Raw genomic sequence first — 17,213 nt, forward strand, 5'->3', positions numbered from 1 at the left:
AATCCCGCAATACTTTTTAAAAAAATATTTCAAAAAAATTTCAGAGCGTCCGGCTTAACTCTTTTTGAACAGCTATCTGTCCTGCTAAGCGGGTGCAAATATAAAACCCTTTTCTGTTCCCACAACATTATTTAAAGGTTTTTTTGAATGTTTTTTATCAACAAATAATAAGGCTTTGAAAGCGACCATATTACCAAATAAAAAAAATGAAATGGATCTAAAAACTGTTTTTATATCTTCAGAAAAACCATTCTGAAGCCAACACCTTCATATAACGGAGGTTACCAAAAACCAAAAGAGCGAACTACGAATATAACATGTTTTACAATGCTGTGCAACTACTTGAATGGCTTAGTTATTAACAGTTTTTTTGTTCCACGCTGCCTTTAAATCTAAATAGTTTATAGGAAAAGCTGGTTTTTGACGCTCTAAGATATTTTCCTGAAAGGATCTTTCCAGAATATCTTCAATTAAATAGTCTTCTTTTACATCAAAAGGATTGTATGCTTCTTTTAAGGATATTTCAAAAAGACTGGCTGTAGTGTTGTACCAGAATGCCCGCCAACCAGTGCGCAGTTCTTTTACAAGGTCAAAAGCCGTGCGACCCGTTTGTCTGTGGATTAGTTTTACCAAAATTTGACCTTCGGTATGTGTTAGTTTTTTTAGCTTTTCTGAAAATTCTCCTTCAATATATTTTTGAATACGTTTGGTGTAACGTCTCTTGTCGCGGTTTTTGTCGATGGTTTTCAATCTTTCGGTCATTGTTGTTAGCCTTTCCGAAGCCAATTTTGCATAGGGATACACTTTTCGGGTTTTTCGACGGAGTATTAAATAGCGTCTTCGATCCTGTTCTGAACTAAATTTTAATTTGTCGAGCAAGATCACTTCATCTAGGTCTATTATTTCGCGAGCTATGGTATCACCTTCAATTATGTAGAACATAACTTCGGTAGAATCTTTTTGCTTTTTTAGGTATTCGGTATCTGTTTGTGCGATAGCATGTAAGCCGAAGAAAAATAGGCATATATATATAGGTAGAAAAAATTTCATCTAAAACTGTTTTTTTAAGCTCGGTACTCTCCAAGAACGTGCCAAAAATAAGCAAATTGCCTCGTTGCCCTTAATAAGAATTTGCTAATTTTACCCTATTATACAAATAATCAGAAAAACGCATTTATGAATACATCAATATTGAATGACAATTCGCTTAAATTTTTAGAATCGTATTTAAATAACGCATCGCCTACCGGTTACGAATGGGACGGACAAAAGCTTTGGATGGAGTATTTAAAGCCATACGTAGATGACTTTTTTACCGACACCTACGGCACGGCGGTAGGAGTTATTAATCCCGATGCAAAATTTAGAGTGGTAATTGAAGGCCACGCAGACGAAATATCCTGGTATGTTAATTATATTTCAGACAATGGCTTGCTCTATGTAATTAGAAATGGCGGAAGCGACCATCAGATAGCGCCTTCAAAAATTGTAAATATTCATACCAAAAACGGTATAAAAAAAGGTGTTTTTGGGTGGCCGGCAATTCACACACGCGACAAACAAAAAGAAGAAAGTCCTAAACCGGATAATATTTTTATAGATGTTGGCGCAAAAGATAAAGAAGAAGTTGAAAAAATGGGCATTCATGTAGGATGTGTGATAACCTACCCCGATCCTTTTCATATATTAAACGAAGATAAATTTGTGTGTCGCGCTTTAGACAATAGAATGGGCGGTTTTATGATTGCCGAAGTAGCGCGTTTGCTTCACGAAAATAATATTACACTACCCTTTGGGCTTTATATTACTAATTCGGTGCAGGAGGAAATTGGCTTAAGGGGTGCCGAAATGATTGCGGAGCGCATTAAACCGAATATTGCAATCGTGACCGATGTTACCCACGATACCACTACCCCAATGATAGATAAAAAAGTACAGGGACTGGCGGAAATTGGCTGCGGGCCAGTGATTGCCTACGCCCCTGCCGTACAGCAAAAACTGCGGGATTTAATTGTTGATACCGCCGAAAAGAAAATGATACCCTTCCAAAGAGCTGCACTTTCAAGGGCTACCGGTACAGATACCGATGCCTTTGCATATAGCAACGGCGGGGTGGCGAGTGCTTTAATTTCTCTGCCACTTCGGTATATGCACACTACGGTAGAAATGGTGCATAGAGATGACGTGGAGAACGTAATTAAACTAATCTACGAAACGCTCCTTAATATAAAAGACGGAGAAACTTTTAGTTATTTTGACTAAATTAGTGTTGTCCGATTAAAAACTTAAGACCGCTTTGCTATAAGGCGTAAGATGAAGCCTCTACTTATTGAAATACAATTATCTAAGAATAAACAACTAACTATTTTTTCGAAGGGTTCAAAAAACTTAAAAGCGAGGTAGCGGGTTTAGATTTGTCTGTAATTTTCAATAATAACAATACTTTCAAAAATATTAATCGGACTACATTGTTACTACCTTCAGTTTTGTTTATAACCGCAGCAAGTGAAAATTTGCTGCGGTTTTCATTTAATTATAGTTGAAAAAAGCAAGCTGAAACTGAGATGCAGGTGAAATTGGCATTTAAATAATTAGAAATCTTTCTTTGCAGCTATTCTATGCTGTTTTAATTTTTCAAAATAAATCTTTGCAGCTGTAATCACTTTCGGCGCAAGAAGTATGGTAGCCGTCATTGTGGGAATTGCCATTAAAGCGAAGAAGGTATCAATTAGATTTATCATCATACTCAAGGAGGTGGTGGCACCGATGAGAATACTCAGAATATAGAAATAATTATAAATCCCTTTGTTTTTTGCACCAAAAAGAAAGGCCATGCACTTGCTACCGTAGTAGGAATAGGAGAAGAGCGAAGAAATACTAAAAATAGCGATACACGCCAGCAGACCATATTTGCCGAATAAGGGCATACTTTCCTCAAATGCTGAAGCCGTTAAACTAACACCGTTTGCATCGCTGCTTTGCCATACTCCAGTTACCAAAATTGCCAAAGCGGTAAGGGTGCAAATAATAAGGGTATCAATAGCTGGGCCTAACATGGCTACCAGACCTTCGCGAATAGGTTCGTTGGTTTTTGCGGCACCGTGAGCCATGGGGGCGGTACCGATTCCCGCTTCGTTTGAAAAGGCACCACGGCGAATGCCCAGTAGGATTATACCTCCTACAATGCCACCCAAAAATGCATCGCCTTTGTAGAAGTTCGCCGAAAAGGCATCAGTAAAAATCAATCCCAAATATTTAGGGATTACATCTATATTCGTAACGAGAATAAACACCACAAGGCCGAAGTAAAGCAAAACCATTGCCGGAACCAGTTTAGATGCGGTTTTGCTAATTCGTTCCAAGCCGCCCAAAATTACTATGGCGGTAATTCCTGAAAGTATAACACCTATTATTAAATCGGTTTTAAAGCCTTCATAAACGCCAGCTGGTTTTAGTAATATGTCGTTTATGGCTTGTGTAAGTTGGTTTACGTTAAACACCGGCAAGGCGCCAATTAAACCGGCAACACTGAATACTATTGCCATCGGCAGCCATTTTTTACCCAAACCTTCGGTTATAAAATACATGGGGCCACCCTGAACAACCCCCTCACTATCTTTTCCTCTGTAAAGGATGGAAAGAGTTGCAGTAAAAAACTTAGTACTCATACCAATTACAGCACTAACCCACATCCAAAAGACAGCTCCGGGGCCGCCAATTGCGATGGCAACCGCAACGCCTGCAATATTGCCCATCCCAACAGTTGCGGAAAGAGCGGTTGTAAGAGCTTGAAAATGTGTAATTTCACCTAAATCGTTTTTATCGTCATATTTACCGCGCAAAACGGCAATGGCGTGCCCTAAATACCGAAATGGTAAAAAGCGAATTCGAATTATTAGGTATAATCCACCGCCAATTAATAGTATTAAAAGCGGCAAACCCCAAGCTGCGGAAGCCATTTCGGCAATAAATTTGTCGGTTTTTTCCAAGTTTCGACTTTAAATGTTTTAACGAATGTAGGATTAAAATTTTTAAAATTAATAAGGAAATTGTTACTTGTAGCGCCAAATGAAATTACAACTAACCATTTTAATGCTATTTGCATGCATTTTCACATTCGCACAAAGCTCGGATGATTGGAAGAAACCTGCCTTTTACTTTAATCCAGAAATACTTTTGGGGCTTACTATGGAGTCTAATGATGGTTTCCCTGATACAAAACTACAAAAGCAACTTATATTAAATTTTGGACGTACCCATACCAACAATCCGCAGGCTTGGGCACAAAGATTAAAAGGTCCCACCACGGGGTTGAGTTTTGGTGTAACCGATTACGGGAATTTAGATAGTTTGGGAATTTCAATTACCGCCATGCCTTTTATTGAGTTTAAAGCTTTTGGCAGCGAGCGGTGGAAAGTGCTAACGGGAATGGGCGCTTCATATTTCACAAAACAGTACAATGCCGAAACCAATCCGAAGAACCAAGCGGTAACTACCGATATTACCTGGGCGTTTAGAATGTATTTATACTATCACTTTCTAACTACCAAAAATATAGATTGGCGCATGGGGCTTGGCTACTCGCATCACTCCAATGGGCATATGCGGTTGTTAAATCAAGGGTATAATTCGTTTTTGGTTAGCTTTTCGGCAGCGATAAAGAATCCGATGGGTGCTTCTAAAAACACAGTTGCCGCAATGGTGCCCAACGATGAAAATACAACTTATAACTACTTTAGTGTTCGCAGCGGTTTGGGTCAGAATGTTTTTGCCTTGGCGTTTAACGATAAAAGAAACGTTTATACAGTTGCGGGGGAATACGGTCAGGTTTACAACAACACCTTTAAAATTGGCATTGGCTTGTACTACCGGTTTTACCAACATTATTACGATTATATAGCGGGGAATGAGTCTTTGGTTCAAGCGGGTCGGGAGTTTGATTATTTTAGGAGCAACCCTTGGTATTACGCATCTAATGTGGGAATTACGGTACATGGCGAAATATTCTTAAACCACTTTGGCATAGACGTGCAGCTAGGATACAACTTGCACAAACCAGCCTATAAAATAGATTGGCGCATAAATCAAGGGTGGGATAACCCACCGCGCGAAATTCCGAGAAGTTGGGTTTTGGGCGAATACAACGCCGGCTATAAAAAGAAGAGTCGGATTTCTTCCCGTTTGGGTTTAAAGTATTATTTAATAGGTATGGAAAAAGCCCCAAAAAATAATTTTTATATCGGGGCGCATCTGAAGGCGAATCTCGGGCAAGCCGATTTTTCTGAGTTGAGTTTTGGATATGTTCACAGTTTTAATCATAGATTAAAGCCGTGATAAAGACACTTTATTTTCGATTTAACGGTAATTTCGCCCTACATTTAAGTTGCTTTCGTTTTAAGGTGGCGAGCTGTTGCTGCATTCTTTTATTTTGCACTCTTTCGGTCGTAGGACAAACGGATGCCAATTGGTTAGACCATTCGTTATTTTTTAATACTGAATTACTTTTAGGGGAAACACAGGAAGCCAACTTCGGTTTTCCAAGTACCAAAACGCAAAAACAAATTATTTTTAATATTGGAAGAGATCAATCCAAGAATCCGCAGGAATGGTCGCAACGGTTAAAAGGTCCGAAAACGGGTTATTCGTTTGGCATCACCGATTTTGGCAATAGAGACAGTTTGGGGCTGGCTTTTTCATTTATGCCTTTTATACGTTTTAATGCGTTTAGAAGCGAAAGAATTAGTGTGCTGGCAAGCTTGGGAACTTCGTTTTTTACGGAAAAATACGAGGCTAAAAAGAATCCGAGAAATCAAGCCGTAACCACAGATATTACCTGGGCCTGTAGGCTGTTTTTTTATTATCGGCTTTTTACTACAGACTATATTAATATGCACTTAGGTTTTGGATATGCCCACCACTCCAACGGGCATATGCGGTTACACAATAAAGGCTACAATTCATATTTACTGAGTTTATCTACCGATATAAAAAGTATGCCGGAAGCGGAATTAGAAACTGCCGAAGTAGTGTTTCCCGCTTTAAAAAATTCGGTTTATACGTATTTTGATCTTCGGGCTGGGCTTGGGCAAAATTCATTTGCTTTGGCCTTTAATGAAAAAAAGCAGGTGTACACTGTTGCTGGCGAATACGGACGGGTTTATAACAACACGTTAAAAGTAGGGCTCGGCTTTTATTTTAGACTTTACGAACATTATTACGATTATATAAACGAAAACGAATGGTTGGTGCGCAATGGGCAGGAATACGCTTATTTTAAGAGTTTGCCGGTGTATTACGCCACAAATTTAGGGGTGCTTGTTAGTGGGGAAGTTTTAATGAACCACGTGAGCGTAAATCTTCAAATTGGGATTAATTTGCACAAGCCCGCTTATAAAATGGAATGGCGAATTAACAAGGGATGGGAAAATACGCCTAGAGAAATTCCCGAAGGTTGGGTTCTTGGGAATTTTGACGGATTTTATAAATTTAAAGAATTTATTTCCGGAAGGTTGGGCTTAAAATACTATATAATCGGAACTAAGTTGCGGCCCAAAAACAACCTGTATATTGCCGCGCATATCAATTCAAATTTGGGGCAGGCAGATTTCTCCGAAATAAGTTTGGGGTATGTACGCAGCTTCAATTTTCGGTAACTCGTTAGTACTTATTTAATTAGCCAGGTAGTGCAAAACATTTTCCTCAATACGCTTATGTATATTTGAAACATCTGCTTTTACAAATTTTTCACCTGTAATATTTTCGTAAAGCTCAATATATCTTTCAGAAACTGTTTTGATATAGGCATCGGTCATTGCAGGTACTTGCTGGCCTTCCAAACCTTGGAAGCCATTTTGGATTAGCCATTGGCGCACAAATTCTTTTGAAAGTTGTTTTTGAGGTTCGTTATTTTTCTGGCGTTCTTGATATCCTTCGGCATAAAAATAACGCGATGAATCTGGAGTGTGAATTTCATCGATCAGCACCACTTTTCCATCTTTTGTTTTGCCGAATTCGTATTTAGTATCTACCAAAATAAGACCTCTTTCGGCTGCAATCTCACTGCCGCGTTGAAAGAGTTTTCGGGTGTAATCTTCCAATTGCAAGTAATCTTCTTCTGAAACAATGCCACGGTTTAAAATTTCTTCCCTTGAAATATCTTCGTCGTGATCGCCCATTTCGGCTTTGGTTGCCGGAGTGATAATAGGTTGGGGAAATTTATCGTTTTCCTTCATACCTTCTGGCATGGCAATGCCGCAAAGCATCCGTTTGCCAGCTTTATATTCGCGGGCCGCGTGGCCACTCATATAACCGCGTATAACCATTTCGACTTTAAAAGGTTCGCAAGCTTCGCCAATGGCAACATTAGGATCTGGAGTTGCAATTAACCAATTGGGCACCAAATCTTCGGTGTCGCGCATCATTTTAGTAGCAATCTGATTTAATATCTGGCCCTTGTACGGAATACCTTTGGGCATTACCACATCAAAAGCGCTAAGCCTATCGGTTGCTACCATTAAAAGTGTATTGTTTTCTAAGGTATAAACCTCGCGCACCTTGCCGTGATAGACGTGTTTTTGTCCGGGAAAGTTGAAGTTGGTTGAAATTATTGTATTACACATTGGGATGATGGCTTGTTGGGATTTGTTATTTCGTTAATTCGTTAATTTGAAATTTAGGATTTGGGATTTGGGATTTGGAATTTGTATTTTAATCTACATTTTCAATTTTTTTATAAGCGGCAATTACTTCTTTTACCAAGCGGTGACGGATTACATCTTTATCGTCTAAATATATCATTCCTACGCCATTCACATCTTTTAAAACCAGCAATGCTTCTTTTAAACCGGAGGTGATTCGTCGCGGTAAATCTATTTGTCCGGGGTCGCCGGTGATCATAAACTTTGCGTTTTTTCCCATTCGGGTAAGGAACATTTTCATCTGGGCGTGGGTTGTATTTTGGGCTTCGTCTAAAATAACAAAGGCGTTATCTAAGGTCCGGCCGCGCATAAAAGCCAGAGGGGCAATTTGTATAACGCCATTTTCAATATGTGCCGCCAGTTTTTCTGCGGGAATCATATCGCGAAGTGCATCGTACAACGGCTGCATATAGGGATCTAATTTTTCCTTTAGGTCGCCTGGAAGAAAGCCAAGATTTTCACCTGCTTCTACAGCTGGCCTTGTTAAAATAATACGCTTAACCTCCTTTTCCTTTAAGGCTTTAACCGCAAGAGCTACCCCGGTATATGTTTTTCCAGTTCCGGCGGGGCCTACTGCAAAAACCATATCGTTTTTACTCATTAGGGCCACGAGCTTGCGTTGGTTGGCGGTTTGTGCCTTAATGGGTTTTCCGCTTGTGCCGTGAACTATTACTTCCCCACTGCTGGCAGGAGTTTCGTAATCGTCTTTTGTGCGGCTTAATAGCACGCGTTCAATTACGTTTTCGTCTAATTTGTTGTATTTGGCCACTTGTTCCAAAAGCATCATCATTCGTCTATCAAATTCCTCCAGCACGTCTTCATCTCCATAAGCCTTTATTTTATTGCCACGGGCAACGATTTTTAGCTTTGGGAAATATTTTTTGAGAAGATCAATATTTGCGTTTTCCAGTCCGAAGAAATCTCTAGGACTAATCTCGGTAAGTTCAATGATAAGTTCGTTCAAAAGGCGTATATTTTAAATATAATGTTTGGTCTAAAGCTATTCAATTTTCTGCGATTTCGATATAAAAAATAGCGATGTAAATTTTACAAAAACACGAAATAATTTATTGTGATTTAAAATTTACGTATTCGGTCAGAAATAGTTTTGCTACTAACAAAAGTAACCTATTTTTGTGGGAACTCTTTTAAGAAAATATCAACAATCCATTTATGGCTATAATTACACTTACTACTGACTTTGGAGAGAAGGATCACTTTGTTGGCGCGGTTAAGGGAGCTATATATTCAGAAATGGAAGATGCGAAAATTGTTGATATCTCGCATTATGTTTCGCCCTTCCACTTGCATGAGGCTGCTTATATAATCCAAAATGCCTATAAGAGTTTTCCACTTGGCAGTATCCATATTATTGGGGTAGATTCGGAATTAAATCCTGAAAATAAACACATTGCGGTGTATATGGACGGGCATTATTTTGTGTGTGCCGACAACGGAATTATCTCGATGCTTACCTCGGAGATGCGGCCCGAGAAAATTGTAGAAATAAATATTCACGATAGGATAATAAGCAATTTTCCTGTTTTAGACGTATTCGTAAAAGTTGCCGGACATATTGCCCGTGGGGGAACCCTGGATGTAATCGGGAAAAATATTACTGAAATAAAGGAACTCACAGGACTGCGCCCCGTAATAAGCAACCAAGACAGTGTAATTATTGGCAACGTAATTTACATTGACAACTATGGCAATGTGATTAGCAATATTTCCAGAAAGCTCTTTAAGGAAGTAGGACGCGGCAGACCGTTTATTATTAATGCACGAACAGCTAAATTTGATACAGTTTACGAGCGGTATAGCGATGCCATAAATTTTAACAATACTGCCGATAAACGGGAAGAAGACGGAAAGCGACTGGCACTTTGGAACTCATCTGAATTTTTGGAATTGGCAATTTACAAAAGCAATCCCACTTCAGTGGGGGGCGCTGCCAGCCTGTTTGGGTTGGAGTTTAGGGATACGGTTACGGTAAATTTTAATACTGAATTATAAGGTAATGGGTTTATGAATTCTGCATATTTATAAGCCATAGAACGATTGGAGATGAAGCGCGTTCAGAGAGAAACAAAGCCTATAAAGAAAGCGAAAAAGATAGAATAGTTTAGCCAATTAAATATGGAATTATGTTTACAAGAATTGTAAAAATGGAATTTGAAAAGGAAAACATCCCAGATTTTCTGGCTAATTTTGAAGTGGTAAAAGAGAAGATCCGCAGCTTTCCGGGGTGTTTGTTTTTGGAACTTTACCGCGATAAAAATGACGAAACAATCTTTTTCACCTATAGTCGTTGGCATAAGGAAGCAGCCTTGGAAAATTATAGAAACAGCCAACTGTTTAAAGAAGTCTGGAGTGTAACAAAACCGATGTTTCGCAAAAGAGCTGAAGCTTGGAGTGTAGATACGGTGGCTAGTTTGTAGTTGACGGTTGACGGTTGGCGGTTGGCGGTTGTCTGTTGTGGGTTGTGGGTTGGCGGTTGTCGGTTGTCGGTTGTCGGTTGTCGGTTGACTGTTGGCGGTTGTGGGTTGGCTGTTGTGGGTTGTCTGTTGTGGGTTGGCTGTTGTGGGTTAATTAATAAAAATACTTGGCGTCTTGGCGCCTTTGTGAGAGAAAAATGTTTACAATAATAAAACGCGAAATAAACTCTTTTTTTTCCAGTACTGTTGGGTATTTGGTAATTGCCGTGTTTTTGGTTATAAACGGTTTGTTTTTGTGGGTTTTTAGCGGAAACTACAACGTGTTGGATTCTGGGTTTGCAGACCTTTCCCCCTATTTTCAACTTGCGCCGTGGGTACTGTTGTTTTTAATTCCCGCGGTATGTATGCGTGCCTTTAGCGACGAGATTAAGATGGGCACTTTAGAGCTATTGCTCACCAAACCCCTGCACTTAAAAGAAATAGTATTGGGGAAATATTTTGGCGCCGTTATATTAATTGTAATTGCACTTATTCCCACAGGTTTATATGTATTAACCATTTCAGAATTGGGGCTTCCGCGGGGCAATTGGGATCTTGGTAGCACCTTGGGCTCATATATTGGGTTGTTGTTTTTGGTATTGGCCTATACATCAATTGGGGTGTTTGCATCTACACTTTCGCAAAACCAAATTGTAGCTTTTATCATTGCTGTTTTTCTGTGTTTTGTGCTGTATTACGGGTTTGAGGCTTTTGCGTCTTCCTCGTTTACTATTTCGCAATTGGGCATGAAAGCACATTTTGACAGTGTAGCGCGTGGGGTTTTAGATACACGGGACCTTGTATATTTTGCAGTACTATCTATACTGTTTATAGGTCTTACAGTATTTAAACTGGAAAAGAAATCACCTGCTTTATCAAAAAAACGAACCACCCATTATTTGCAGTTTGCAGTGGGTTTAATCTTATTGATCGGGCTCGGTAATTATATTTATAAGCGTTTCGATTTAACGCAGGACAAAAGGTTTACACTTTCTGAAGAAACAAAGAACATTATTGCTTCCATAGATTCGCCAATTATAGTTGATGTGTTTTTGAAAGGTGATTTTCCGCCGGAATTTAAAAGACTTCAAGGGGAAACAGAACAACTTTTAGCCGAGTTTTCGGCTTATAATTCGAATATAAAATTCGATTTTATAAATCCTACCGAAGAAGGGAACGATGCTTTTCTGGCGCAATTTGAAAAGTTTGGACTAACCCCTGCCCAGGTGTGGGTTACTGAAAAGGGGAAACAAAGTACCGAGTTGGTTTATCCGTGGGCATTGGCACATCACGATGGCCGCTCCGTAAAAATAGCCCTACTTAAAAACCAACTGGGGGCAAGCTCGGAGGAACGGGTAAATAGTTCGTTGCAAAACCTACAATACGCCTTTGCCGATGGATTTAAAAAATTAGCAAACGAGAAGTCGAAAAAAATAGCTGTTTTAAAGGGCAATGGCGAATACGACGACCGTTATATAGCAGACTTTTTTGCCACGCTGCGGGAGTATTATTTTATTGCACCTTTTACCTTGGATTCGGTTGCTTCCAATCCTGAAAAAACCTTAAAGGCATTACACAGCTTCGATTTAATTGTAGCCGCACAGCCAACGGAAGCATTTAGCGATGCCGAAAAATACGTGTTGGATCAATATATAATGAAGGGTGGTAAATCGCTTTGGCTGATGGATGCCACACAGATGCAAACTGATTCTGCCACCGGAAAAACCTTTGCCTTTGGGAAGGATTTAAATCTGGGCGATTTCTTTTTTAAATACGGCATTCGAATTAACCCCAATTTGGTTAAGGATGTTTATTCGGCGCCAATAGTATTGGCAAGTGGCGATGAGCGGGAGGCACAGTACAACCGCTACCCGTGGTTTTTTAATCCGTTGAGCAGTAGCGCGAACAACCATCCAATAGTAACAAATATTGAAGCGGTAAAGTTTAGTTATGCCAGTGGGATAGACACGCTTCCCAACAACATACAGAAAACGGTTTTGCTATCTACTTCACCTATATCGAAAAGTGTGGGGCTCCCCTTCCCTATTGACTTTGATATGGAAATTCCGAAGAACTTGCAAGTGGTAAATGAGGGGCCTGCCCCTGGGGATTTTAGCGCAGGCGAAATACCGTTAGCAGTGTTATTGGAAGGCAATTTTACTTCGGTTTATAAAAATAGAGTTAAGCCCATAAGCTTAGAGAACACTAAAAACTTAGACGAGGGGGTGGCTTCCAAAATGGTGGTAATTAGCGATGGCGACGTTATTAAAAACCAAATGCAGGGCAACAGACCGCTGGAACTAGGTTTTGATAAAATGACCAATCAATTCTACGGAAATAAGGAATTTCTGCTTAATACGGTTAATTATCTGCTTGACGACAGCGGACTTATAAACATTAGAACGCGCCAAATTGCGGTGCCATTTCTGGATCCGCAAAAAACTGTAGCGCAGCGCACCAAGTGGCAAATGCTTAATATATTGCTACCGTTGGGATTACTAGCTATTTTTGGATTGGTTTTTACCAGCTACCGCAAACGAAAATACACCCGTTAAATGTTGATAAGTTTGTTTTAACAAACACTTCAATTGAAATATATTTGTACTTCGGCGAAGTTTATATAAAGCAAGGTCGAAATGCGCAATACCCATAACGAATACATTAAATTACGATAAATTTGGGTAGGATTGCCTAGCTTTTATTCCATTAAATTTAAAAGTTTTGGGGCGTATTTATTGAGAATTATTTCATAAAAAACACATAGAATGAAATTTATTGTATCGAGTTCCTATTTATTAAAACAACTACAAGTATTAGGCGGTATTATTAACAACAACAATACCCTGCCAATTTTAGATAATTTCTTGTTTAACCTAGACGGAAAATCGCTTACTGTTTCCGCTTCCGATTTGGAGACTACCATTTCTTCAAAATTAGAAGTAGAAAGTGCCGAAAAAGGAATGGTTTGTATTCCCGCACGGCTTTTATTGGAGACGTTGAAAACCTTTCCCGAGCAGCCGCTAACCTTTACTATTGAAGACAATAACACTATTGAAATTAGCAGTAACCACGGTAAATATGCTCTGGCATATGCCGATGGGGAGGAATTTCCGAATGCAGTAGATTTAAAGGATCCTTCGGCTACAATTGTACAGGGCGACGTACTTGCTACCGCAATTAGCAAAACAATCTTTGCCTCTGGAAATGACGATTTACGACCTGTAATGAGCGGGGTTTTCTTTCAGTTTTCAACAGATAATTTGGTGTTTGTAGCTACCGATGCCCACAAGTTGGTTAAATATACCCGCGATGATATAAGCGCCTCCCAAACGGCAGAATTTATTATGCCGAAAAAACCACTTACCCTTTTAAAAAGCATACTTGCGGGAAGTGAAGAAGATGTTACCATTGAGTACAACGAGAGCAATGCGAAGTTTATTTTTGAAAACACCGAAATGGTGTGCCGCCTTATTGACGGTAAATATCCAAATTACGAAGCTGTTATTCCGAAGGAGAACCCGAACAAATTGGTTATAGACCGAAATCAGTTTTTAAATTCCGTGCGTAGGGTATCTATTTTCTCAAGTAAGACTACGCATCAAATTAGGTTAAAGATTGCCGGTGCCGAACTGAATATTTCGGCAGAAGATATAGATTACAGCAATAAAGCCGAGGAACGATTAACTTGCGATTATCAGGGCGATGATATGCAGATAGGCTTTAACAGCAGGTTTTTAACCGAGATGCTAAACAATCTTACCAGCGATGAAGTTTCTTTAGAGATGAGCCTTCCTAACCGCGCAGGGATACTTACTCCGGTAGATGGCCTGGATGAAGGCGAAACCGTTACCATGCTCGTTATGCCAGTGATGCTTAACAATTAGTAAGTAATTATAGAAGTTATTTGTATAGAATACGGTTGTTATTAGCTATCAGTAATAGTAATACAGTTTCTTTTTAAACAAAAAGAACCGCAATTTTTCTACCACTAGTTAACTATTGTGAATTTTAACATTTCATAATAGTTAACTAGTTTTTTTTTCTATTTTTAAACAATCAAAAACCTACATATTATGACCAACCAATTTAAAGATATTGATCAAGCGTTTAATATAAGTATTTTGGGAAAAGGTACTCAACCCATGGTATTTGCCCATGGTTACGGTTGCGACCAAAATATGTGGCGATTTGTTTACCCTTACTTTCAAGAGAAGTATAAGGTTATTTTATTTGATTATATAGGTGCTGGAAATTCGGATATTTCGGCATATACCAATGAAAAGTACAATTCGCTGGAGAGTTACGCCAACGACGTTCTTGCAATTTGCGAGCATTTAAAATTAAAAGATATAATATTTGTAGGGCATTCGGTTAGTGCAATGATTGGAATGTTAGCTTCGATTAAGGCACCTTCCCTATTTTCAAAATTAATTTTAATAGGTCCGTCGCCCTGTTACATCAATAAAGAAAACTATATTGGCGGCTTCGATAAGGAATCTATCGATGAACTTTTAGAGGCTTTAGACAGTAACTATCTGGGGTGGTCGCAAAATATGGCACCCGTTATAATGGGCAACGAAGACAGACCCCAATTAGGGAAAGAATTAAGTAATAGTTTTTGTAATACCGACCCTGAAATCGCTAAAAATTTTGCCCGAGTTACTTTTCTATCAGACAATCGGGAGGATTTACAAAAAGTGTCGCATCCTTGCCTTATACTGCAGTGTTCGCAAGATGTAATTGCGCCTACTGAAGTTGGAAAATACGTGGCAAATACCGTTAAAGATGGCACCCTTAAAATTTTAAAAGCCACGGGGCACTGTCCTAATTTAAGCGCCCCCGAAGAAACCGCAGAAGCAATGATAAATTTTCTAGAAAATAATCCTTAGTGGACAAAAACTATAGTTCGTTAAAGCAAACAGATTCTATTCGTTTAAAGGCAGCTTTAGACTTATATGAAAATGCACCTTGCGGTTCAGTTGTATTTCGTAACGATGGGTTAATTATTGCTATGAACAATACCCTGGCCCATTGGCTAGGTTTTAAAAAAGATGAAATTGTTAATGTTCGTACGCTTCCAAGTTTTTTTAAAGTAGGTGGAAAAATATATTTTGAAACACACTTTTTTCCCTTGATTAAAATGCAAGGCTTTATCCACGAAGTGTATTTTGATATGTTGCGGAAGGATAAAAGTAATTTTCACGCTTTAATTAATGTAAGGGAAATACCTGCGAAAGAAAGTAATGAAGCTACATTTCAGGCGACTATTTTAGATGTTTCGGACCGCAGGGAGTACGAAAAGCAGCTATTGGAAGCAAAGCGAAAAGCCGAAGCCGACAGCAAAGCAAAAGCAGATTTTTTAGCTACGATAAGTCACGAAATTCGCACCCCATTAAATGCTATCTTGGGTATTGGCAATCTACTTCACAATACTCCATTAAACGAAAACCAAAAGGAATACGCTCGACTTCTATTAGGCTCTTCAGAACATTTGCTCAGCCTTGTAAATAATTTATTGGATTTAAGTAAGATTGAAGCAAAGAAGCTAGAATTGGAATACGTTTCTTTTAACTTGAATGAACTCATTACCATTTTAAAACAAATATATTCGGTAAAGGCTTCAGAAAAAGGGGTTGAATTGCGATTAGAATTATCAGAAGATGTTCCTCAAAATATAATTGGCGATCCCGTTAAATTAAATCAGATTCTTACCAACCTTATCGGGAATGCTATAAAATTCACTAAAAAGGGAGCTATTACAGTGGCTATAAGTGTAATTCAGAAAGTAAAAAAACAAGTTACTTTAAAATTTGAAGTTACCGATACTGGCATTGGCATACCGGAAGAAAAACTTGAAACCATTTTCCAAGAATTCTCCCAAGCAAGTTACGACGTAAGTGTAGAATATGGCGGAACAGGCTTGGGACTTACCATTAGTAAAAAACTACTCGAACTTCAGGGCAGTCAGTTGCACGTTAGTAGTAAGCTCAATAAAGGATCAACTTTTAGTTTTGAATTAAATTATAAGATTGATAAAAAGAAAGTCAATAAAACCGCACAACTTCTCAATAAAAAAGACGACGTAAGTTTTGACGATTATAAGGTTTTAATAGTTGACGATAACCATGTGAACATTTTTATTACGGCTCAATATCTGGATCAATGGCGTATTTCATATGTTACAGCTAAAAGTGGCACGGAGGCTTTATCTATTTTAAAGAAAGAAAGTGTAGATATTGTATTACTCGATTTACAAATGCCAAAAATGAACGGGTATCAAACTGCGGAAAAAATTAGAGCATTAAAACTTTCTAAAAAGCCTGTAATTGTTGCATATTCGGCAACTACAAAAGGTGAAGTGCAAAACGAACTTATTAAAGCTGGTATAGACGACCACCTGCCGAAACCTTTTCAACCAACAGAACTTTTCGATCTTTTAAAGATGTATAAAACCTTAAAGCAAGCAAAAGGGAAGAAAAAGCGAAAAAGTTTGATGAAGACTGCCACCTTATCTAAAAAGTATGCGAAAGAATTAAAGCCTGTGGATAACACTACAATTGAGGAAAGTTTTAGTTTGGAGCGATACCAGAAAATGGCTAATAACAACCCGAAGTACCTAAGAAAGTTTATAAAAAGTTCGCTAAAAGCCATAAAGGATTATGAAGGTGAATTTAAAACCGCTTTAAAGAATAAAGATGTATCCGGATTAGAAAGTCTTATCCATCAATCTACAATGACATTGTATTACATAAAAGCCGAGAAATTAACTTCATTAATGAAGAAGTGTAAAGACTTAATTGCGACCAATGATAGCGATACGAATTTAAAATTGGCTATTGACGATTGCAATAAAGAGTTTGCAATCATATTTGAGGGTTTAAAAAAGGCTAAAAACAAATAGTCTCTTTTGTATATTTCACTAATATATTTCAGCACTTATTTCTTACTATAGCGGGCCACTTCTTCCTTTTTTCACTTTATTCTATTAAAATTATGTAAGAAGAAGAGTTTTCGTGATGACATTTTTGGTTTGTTCCGATCG

The 17,213-nt window shown here is 38.5% G+C and carries 13 protein-coding genes; 9 read left to right on the forward strand and 4 right to left on the reverse strand.

Annotated elements, in window-relative coordinates:
* Window positions 1-351: 351 nt before the first annotated feature.
* Window positions 352-1,050, reverse strand: a complete 699-nt coding sequence (locus tag VZD24_RS10925; RefSeq protein ID WP_342687614.1) for a DUF4294 domain-containing protein — start codon at window positions 1,048-1,050, stop codon at window positions 352-354.
* 126 nt (window positions 1,051-1,176) lie between these two features.
* Between VZD24_RS10925 and VZD24_RS10930 the strand changes: the two genes are divergently transcribed.
* A complete protein-coding gene (locus VZD24_RS10930; RefSeq protein ID WP_279448079.1) occupies window positions 1,177-2,262 on the forward strand; it encodes a M42 family metallopeptidase in 1,086 nt (361 codons plus the stop codon).
* A gap of 329 nt (window positions 2,263-2,591) precedes the next feature.
* Here VZD24_RS10930 and VZD24_RS10935 read toward each other — a convergent pair whose 3' ends face one another.
* Window positions 2,592-3,989 carry an alanine/glycine:cation symporter family protein gene (locus VZD24_RS10935; protein ID WP_342687615.1) on the reverse strand — a complete coding sequence of 466 codons (1,398 nt, stop codon included), beginning with the start codon at window positions 3,987-3,989 and terminating at the stop codon, window positions 2,592-2,594.
* A 79-nt stretch (window positions 3,990-4,068) separates the two neighbouring features.
* Between VZD24_RS10935 and VZD24_RS10940 the strand changes: the two genes are divergently transcribed.
* Both VZD24_RS10940 and VZD24_RS10945 read left to right on the forward strand, forming a co-directional pair.
* The gene (locus tag VZD24_RS10940; RefSeq protein WP_342687616.1) at window positions 4,069-5,334 is read left to right on the forward strand and encodes an acyloxyacyl hydrolase; all 1,266 of its coding nucleotides are present in this window, start codon (window positions 4,069-4,071) and stop codon (window positions 5,332-5,334) included.
* Window positions 5,331-6,653, forward strand: coding sequence for an acyloxyacyl hydrolase (locus VZD24_RS10945; RefSeq protein WP_342687617.1), 1,323 nt, complete (start codon window positions 5,331-5,333; stop codon window positions 6,651-6,653). The genes VZD24_RS10940 and VZD24_RS10945 overlap by 4 nt, the downstream gene beginning before the upstream one ends.
* A gap of 15 nt (window positions 6,654-6,668) precedes the next feature.
* Here VZD24_RS10945 and VZD24_RS10950 read toward each other — a convergent pair whose 3' ends face one another.
* The gene (locus VZD24_RS10950) at window positions 6,669-7,619 is read right to left on the reverse strand and encodes a phosphoribosylaminoimidazolesuccinocarboxamide synthase (RefSeq protein ID WP_342687618.1); all 951 of its coding nucleotides are present in this window, start codon (window positions 7,617-7,619) and stop codon (window positions 6,669-6,671) included.
* 88 nt (window positions 7,620-7,707) lie between these two features.
* Window positions 7,708-8,661: a PhoH family protein gene (locus VZD24_RS10955; protein WP_279448084.1), complete on the reverse strand. Its 954-nt coding sequence runs from the start codon at window positions 8,659-8,661 to the stop codon at window positions 7,708-7,710.
* 209 nt (window positions 8,662-8,870) lie between these two features.
* On the opposite strand from VZD24_RS10955, the gene VZD24_RS10960 reads away from it, so the two are divergent.
* From VZD24_RS10960 to VZD24_RS10985, 6 genes are all read left to right on the forward strand, one after another.
* Window positions 8,871-9,710, forward strand: coding sequence for an SAM hydrolase/SAM-dependent halogenase family protein (locus VZD24_RS10960; protein WP_279448085.1), 840 nt, complete (start codon window positions 8,871-8,873; stop codon window positions 9,708-9,710).
* Window positions 9,711-9,841: 131 nt separating this feature from the next.
* On the forward strand, window positions 9,842-10,135 hold the full coding sequence (locus tag VZD24_RS10965) for a putative quinol monooxygenase (protein ID WP_279448086.1): 294 nt from the start codon (window positions 9,842-9,844) through the stop codon (window positions 10,133-10,135).
* 194 nt (window positions 10,136-10,329) lie between these two features.
* Window positions 10,330-12,726, forward strand: a complete 2,397-nt coding sequence (gldG, locus tag VZD24_RS10970) for a gliding motility-associated ABC transporter substrate-binding protein GldG (RefSeq protein ID WP_342687619.1) — start codon at window positions 10,330-10,332, stop codon at window positions 12,724-12,726.
* Between the two features lie 210 nt (window positions 12,727-12,936).
* Entirely contained in the window at window positions 12,937-14,055 is a 1,119-nt protein-coding gene (dnaN, locus tag VZD24_RS10975) for a DNA polymerase III subunit beta (RefSeq protein ID WP_279448088.1), read from the forward strand.
* A gap of 189 nt (window positions 14,056-14,244) precedes the next feature.
* Window positions 14,245-15,060 (forward strand): alpha/beta fold hydrolase, encoded by an 816-nt coding sequence (locus VZD24_RS10980; protein ID WP_342687620.1) that lies wholly within the window; start codon window positions 14,245-14,247, stop codon window positions 15,058-15,060.
* On the forward strand, window positions 15,060-17,072 hold the full coding sequence (locus tag VZD24_RS10985; protein ID WP_342687621.1) for an ATP-binding protein: 2,013 nt from the start codon (window positions 15,060-15,062) through the stop codon (window positions 17,070-17,072). The genes VZD24_RS10980 and VZD24_RS10985 overlap by 1 nt, the downstream gene beginning before the upstream one ends.
* Window positions 17,073-17,213: the final 141 nt, after the last annotated feature.

Source organism: Aequorivita flava (assembly GCF_038742595.1).
Taxonomy (GTDB): Bacteria; Bacteroidota; Bacteroidia; order Flavobacteriales; family Flavobacteriaceae; genus Aequorivita; species Aequorivita marisscotiae.